General features: G+C 40.5%; 2 protein-coding genes. Both read left to right on the plus strand.

The window, feature by feature from the left end; all coding sequences use genetic code 11:
* The coding region (locus ACOCD9_RS14430; RefSeq protein WP_419547837.1) for a DUF4351 domain-containing protein at positions 1-368 on the plus strand (368 nt) is incomplete at its 5' end.
* A partial coding sequence (locus ACOCD9_RS14435; protein WP_419547838.1) for a hypothetical protein occupies positions 365-1055 on the plus strand: 691 nt, incomplete at its 3' end. The genes ACOCD9_RS14430 and ACOCD9_RS14435, both read left to right, overlap by 4 nt.

Here is a 1055-nt window from a genome sequence, read left to right on the forward strand (position 1 = left end):
CGAATAATCCCCTAAAATCGGCTTCCTTAAACTTATTGTATAATTTGAGTAGAAATCTAGAAGCGTTATCGAAAAAAACACAGGAGGATAGGGAGTTTATTATGCGTTTAGCTCCACTTTACCAACAGGATAGGGAACAAGCGATTCAAGAGGGACTGAAAAGAGGACTACAGCAAGGTATTCAACAAGGAAGACAACAGGGAGAAGCGTATTTACTCCTCCGTCAACTTCAACGACGTTTCGGTGAAATACCCCAGAATCTTGAGGAAACCATCCGTAACCTTCCTGTGGAGCGGTTAGAAGACTTAGGACTCGCTTTATTAGACTTTAGCACTTTGACAGATTTAGATAACTGGTTGCACCCTTGACTCGCTTTATTTGGGATAAATTTAGCAAAGACTTCTTAGAAACCCTTCTTTCTCCCTACGGTACAGTAGTTGTCAGCAAAGAAGTCACCTCAGAAATTAAAGAAATTGATGTGTATTTTAGTCCTAATATCTCTGAAATTCCCTCTCAGTTAGGACTATTAGGCAAATTATGCCAAAATCCCTGTTTATTGGAACCCTATCGCAATGGGATTACCCTTGATGGTATCAATGATTGTCTGTCCAAGCGCTTTGCTATTCGTGAAATCTTCCACAGAGAAGCAAAGAGAAATAAACAGAGAATATCAGAGGAGGAGATACCTAGGTTATGGATTCTCACTCCCACAGCTAGTGAGCGCATTTTATCCCTGTTTACGGCTCAATTACAACCCAATTGGGGAGAAGGGGTTTATTTTCTCCCGCAGGGTTTCGGTACAGCTATTGTCGTCATTCATCAATTACCCGCAATCCCAGAGACATTATGGCTAAGATTATTGGGTAGAGGAGGAACAAGAGAGAGAGCTATCGATGAATTAGAGAGATTATCACCGAATAATCCCCTAAAATCGGCTTCCTTAAACTTATTGTATAATTTGAGTAGAAATCTAGAAGCGTTATCGAAAAAAACACAGGAGGATAGGGAGTTTATTATGCGTTTAGCTCCACTTTACCAACAGGATAGGGAACAAG

This window comes from Microcystis sp. (genome assembly GCF_048564745.1).
In the GTDB taxonomy this organism is placed as follows: domain Bacteria; phylum Cyanobacteriota; class Cyanobacteriia; order Cyanobacteriales; family Microcystaceae; genus Microcystis; species Microcystis ichthyoblabe_A.